The 4,673-nt window shown below is 56.9% G+C and carries 4 protein-coding genes and 1 pseudogene; 2 read left to right on the top strand and 3 right to left on the bottom strand.

What is annotated here, in order from left to right:
• Positions 1 to 496: pseudogene (locus CKW20_RS28810) on the bottom strand (NAD(P)(+) transhydrogenase (Re/Si-specific) subunit alpha); the annotation flags it as partial.
• A gap of 434 nt (positions 497 to 930) precedes the next feature.
• Positions 931 to 1,830 (bottom strand): LysR family transcriptional regulator, encoded by a 900-nt coding sequence (locus CKW20_RS28805; protein ID WP_095055910.1) that lies wholly within the window; start codon positions 1,828 to 1,830, stop codon positions 931 to 933.
• A gap of 158 nt (positions 1,831 to 1,988) precedes the next feature.
• Between CKW20_RS28805 and CKW20_RS28800 the strand changes: the two genes are divergently transcribed.
• Together CKW20_RS28800 and CKW20_RS28795 are read left to right on the top strand one after the other, a co-directional pair.
• The gene (locus CKW20_RS28800) at positions 1,989 to 3,170 is read left to right on the top strand and encodes an acyl-CoA dehydrogenase (protein WP_095055909.1); all 1,182 of its coding nucleotides are present in this window, start codon (positions 1,989 to 1,991) and stop codon (positions 3,168 to 3,170) included.
• A 13-nt stretch (positions 3,171 to 3,183) separates the two neighbouring features.
• Positions 3,184 to 4,404, top strand: coding sequence for a CaiB/BaiF CoA-transferase family protein (locus CKW20_RS28795; protein WP_095055908.1), 1,221 nt, complete (start codon positions 3,184 to 3,186; stop codon positions 4,402 to 4,404).
• 56 nt (positions 4,405 to 4,460) lie between these two features.
• Here CKW20_RS28795 and CKW20_RS29715 read toward each other — a convergent pair.
• The coding region (locus CKW20_RS29715; protein WP_218228021.1) for a hypothetical protein at positions 4,461 to 4,673 on the bottom strand (213 nt) is incomplete at its 5' end.

Here is a 4,673-nt window from a genome sequence, read left to right as displayed (position 1 = left end):
GCGCCGCTTTCACGGTGCCCGCCGCAGTCATCAGCATCGGCATGAAGCGTGGATAGTAGTGAGCGGCCAGCAAGACGGCTTTATAGCCGGCGATGTTCGCCTGGGAGGACAGCACATCCAGGCTCTGGGCGCGGGAGGTACGCGGCGCGGCTTCCAGCGCAAACGCGGTAATGCCGCACTCGGCCATCTTTGCAATGGTTTCATTGCTGAACGGGTTGAGCATGCCCACCACAACGGTGCCGCGCTTGATCAGCGTCAGCTCGCTGTCGCTGGGGGCGACCACCTTGAGAATCAGCTCGGCGCCAAACGCATCATTGGCACTGCCAATGAGCGCGCCCGCCGCTGCATAAGCACTGTCGACAACGCTGGCATTAATACCGGCGCCGCTTTGCACAGTGACATTATGACCCTGGCCGACCAGCTTCTTGATGGTTTCCGGGGTTGCAGCAACCCGTGTTTCACCCGTCTGGGTTTCGAGAGGAACACCAATGTGCACGTCAAATCTCCTGCGTGATCTTATTGAGTAAACCCAGGCACTTCGGATGGTGCGGCTGGGGCGGCCGATCAGCACGATCCCGCCAAATCAGGGCGGGGCGCGGCATTTTGCAGGCGAACTTTGTGCCCTTCAAGGGATTATGACGGGTGACGGAAAATTAACTACAAGTCACCCCGTGACCGAATGTCGCACCGATCGGTGCAATCCCTTGCAGGCCGTGGCTTCTGAGGATTCTGTCCAAAATTCAAGAATTTACACATCGGCACGGTGAATGAGGCGTCATTGCCTGCCAATAGAGGCTCAACGCCACGTATTCAGGCCTTTGTAGGACGTTTGTGCTACTCCTCAGTACAGTCTGCCAATATGCGACAAATACTTATATCTGTAGTGCTTTTGTTTTTCTGACTACGAGGTCAACTTATAAGGGGAGGCCTTTATCCTTCTAGGCTGTAGCTTTGTGCCTGATTCACCAGCCAATCGCGAAATGCCTTTAAAGAGGCTGATTCGACCTTTCGCTCGGGAATCATCAGGTAGTAGGCCTTGATGCTCGATAGTGCCTGGGCGTTGGCAATCACCAGACGCTTCTCTGCCAATTCGCGCTGAATCAGGAACGGTGGAATCAGCGCGATCCCCATATCGTGCATCGCAGCTTGAGCAAGCATGGAGAATAGCTCGTAACGCGGCCCTGTCATGTCTCGCGGGATATTCAGGTTTTGGGAGTTGAACCATTGGCGCCAGGCATAAGGGCGTGTGGTCTGTTGCAGCAAGGGCAGTTCGGCAATTTCACTGGGGCTCAGGTTGGTCTTTTTGCCCAGTAACGCGGGGCTGCACACCGGCATCGGATTTTCGCCCATTAGCCTGTGGGATTCGGTACCTGACCAGTCGGCGTCGCCGAAATAGATCGCGGCATCGAAATCAGTATCGGCAAACAGGAAGGGGCGGGTGCGGTTGGTGAGGTTGACCGTCACTTCCGGGTGTTTGTGCTGAAAGTCCTTGAGTCGCGGGAGCAGCCATTGAGTACCGAAGGTTGGTACCACCGCCAGCTCGATCACGTTGGCGCCTTGTTGGCCCATCACTGACAAGGTGTCGCGTTCAACCGCGTCGAGTTGGGTCGCCACTCGGCGGCTGTAGGAAAGTCCGGCCTCCGTCAGCTTCACTCCGCGCCGGGAACGTCGGAATAGTTCGACGCTGAGGAACTCCTCTAGGCTGGCGATCTGTCGGCAAATCGCTCCCTGCGTGAGGGAAAGTTCCTGGGCGGCCTTGGTAAAGCTCTCGTGGCGCGCTGCAGCTTCAAAGCTGATCAGGGCAGTTGTACTGGGGATCTTCCTGCGCATGTACGTCAACCTCACTAATACATCGCATATGGGCTATTTTTGCGACGTTACGGAGTGAGAAATTAGCACAACAGTATGCAAAATCCTCGTTTGTCGTGAAGCCGAACCCGGCCTAGGATCGGTCCACGTTATTTGACCCGATTCGAGAGGACTCACTCATGGGCGGTAAAGCTAGCTTCAACTGGATCGATCCCCTGCTGCTGGATCAACAGCTCACAGAAGAAGAACGCATGATTCGCGACACGGCTCAGCAATTCGCTCAGCAGAAGCTCGCGCCTCGTGTTCTCGAAGCTTTCCGTCATGAGAAGACCGACCCGGCGATCTTCCGCGAGATGGGTGAAGTGGGTCTGTTGGGTGCGACCATTCCTGAGCAATACGGTGGCAGCGGCCTGAACTACGTCAGCTACGGTCTGATTGCCCGTGAGGTCGAGCGTGTCGACTCCGGCTATCGCTCGATGATGAGCGTGCAATCCTCGCTGGTCATGGTGCCGATCAACGAATTCGGTACCGAAGCACAGAAGCAGAAGTACCTGCCGAAGCTGGCCTCGGGTGAATGGATCGGTTGCTTTGGTCTGACTGAGCCTGACCACGGTTCCGACCCGGGTGCGATGATTACTCGTGCACGCAAAGTGGAAGGCGGCTACAGCCTCACCGGCAGCAAAATGTGGATCACCAACAGCCCGATCGCCGATGTGTTCGTGGTCTGGGGCAAGGATGATGCGGGTGACATTCGTGGCTTCGTTCTGGAGAAGGGCTGGAAAGGTCTGAGCGCTCCGGCGATTCACGGCAAGGTCGGCCTGCGTGCATCCATCACCGGCGAGATCGTCATGGACAACGTGTTTGTCCCTGACGAGAACATCTTCCCGGATGTCCGGGGCTTGAAAGGTCCTTTTACCTGCCTTAATTCGGCGCGTTACGGCATTTCCTGGGGCGCACTGGGTGCTGCCGAGTTCTGCTGGCACACCGCTCGTCAGTACACCCTGGATCGCAAGCAGTTTGGTCGTCCATTGGCGGCCACACAGTTGATCCAGAAGAAGCTGGCTGACATGCAGACTGAAATCACTCTCGCGCTGCAAGGCTGCCTGCGTCTGGGTCGTATGAAGGATGAAGGCACGGCTGCCGTCGAGATTACTTCGATGATGAAGCGCAACTCCTGTGGCAAATCCCTCGACATCGCCCGCATGGCGCGCGACATGCTGGGTGGCAATGGCATCTCCGATGAGTTCGGTGTCGCTCGGCACCTGGTCAATCTGGAAGTGGTGAATACCTATGAAGGTACGCATGACGTCCACGCGCTGATCCTCGGTCGCGCGCAGACCGGCATCCAGGCGTTCTATTAATAGGAGAACGGCCATGGGCGCGCTTTCGCATCTACGGGTACTGGATTTATCACGGGTGCTTGCCGGGCCTTGGGCCGGGCAGATCCTGGCGGACCTTGGGGCCGAAGTCATCAAGGTCGAGCGCCCGGGCAATGGCGATGACACGCGCGCCTGGGGGCCTCCGTTCCTTAAAGACGCCTATGGCGAGAACACCAGCGAGGCGGCCTATTACTTGTCCGCCAACCGCAACAAGCAATCAGTGACCATCGACTTCACGCGGCCAGAAGGGCAGCAGCTTGTGCGTGAGTTGGCGGCGAAGTCGGACATCCTCATTGAGAACTTCAAGGTCGGTGGCTTGGCGGCTTATGGGCTGGACTATGAATCGCTCAAGGCGATTAATCCGAAGCTGATCTATTGCTCGATCACTGGATTCGGTCAGACAGGTCCGTATGCCAAGCGTGCGGGTTATGACTTCATGATCCAGGGCTTGGGCGGTCTGATGAGTTTGACCGGTCGTCCCGAAGGAGATGAAGGTGCGGGCCCGGTGAAAGTCGGTGTGGCGCTGACAGATATTTTGACCGGTCTCTATTCGACGGTAGCGATCCTGGCGGCCCTGGCTCATCGGGATCAAGGTGGCGGCGGTCAGCATATAGATATGGCATTACTGGATGTCCAGGTGGCTTGTCTGGCCAATCAGGCGATGAACTACCTGACTACAGGCAATGCGCCTAAACGCCTGGGCAACGCTCACCCGAATATCGTGCCTTATCAGGACTTTCCTACGGCTGATGGCGACTTCATCCTCACGGTGGGTAACGATGGGCAGTTCCGCAAGTTTGCAGAGGTGGCCGGTCAGCCGCAGTGGGCGGATGATCCGCGTTTTGTGACCAACAAGTTGCGAGTGGCTAACCGAGCAGTGCTGATTCCACTGATCCGCCAGGCGACCGTGTTCAAGACGACTGCTGAATGGGTGGCGCAGTTGGAGCAGGCGGGCGTGCCGTGCGGGCCGATCAATGATCTGGCTCAGGTGTTTGCTGATCCTCAGGTTCAGGCGCGTGGGTTGGCCATTGAGCTGCCTCATGCTTTGGCCGGGATGGTGCCGCAGGTTGCGAGCCCGATACGCCTGTCCGAGACTCCGGTGGAGTACCGTAGTGCGCCGCCTTTGTTGGGTGAGCACACGCTGGAAGTGCTGCAGCGGGTATTGGGTCTGGATGCCGGCGTCGTTACTGGGTTCAAGGCGTCTGGAGTGCTCTGAGGATTCCTTCTATATAGAGGGGCGCATTATAGAGGGGCGCATTTTTGCTCTTCTATCTAGTAGTGAAAGGCGCTGTTTTTCGGCTTTCCATAGCTTGTTGATAGAAAAACCAAATCAGGGGTTGACGGCAGATTCTGAAAGCCTATAATTCGCCCCACTTCCGGCGCAGTCGAAACGGAAAACTCCTTGGTAAACAAAGAGTTACGCAGTTTTCGGCAGCGGTTACGCTTCAGTTCATCGAAGCCAGAAGGAGTTGAAGGAGCGGTGAT

The organism is Pseudomonas sp. Irchel s3b2, from assembly GCF_900187445.1.
Taxonomy (GTDB): domain Bacteria; phylum Pseudomonadota; class Gammaproteobacteria; order Pseudomonadales; family Pseudomonadaceae; genus Aquipseudomonas.
The sequence above is the reverse complement of the archived record's forward strand: the minus strand, read 5'-3'. Positions and strand labels throughout refer to the sequence as shown.

What these genes read in the sequence shown, in the direction of transcription:
- CKW20_RS28805 (WP_095055910.1), bottom strand. Translation starts at nt 1,830, where the DNA reads ATGCGCAGGAAGATCCCCAGTACAACTGCCCTGATCAGCTTTGAAGCT.
- CKW20_RS28795 (WP_095055908.1), top strand. Translation starts at nt 3,184, where the DNA reads ATGGGCGCGCTTTCGCATCTACGGGTACTGGATTTATCACGGGTGCTT.
- CKW20_RS28800 (WP_095055909.1), top strand. Translation starts at nt 1,989, where the DNA reads ATGGGCGGTAAAGCTAGCTTCAACTGGATCGATCCCCTGCTGCTGGAT.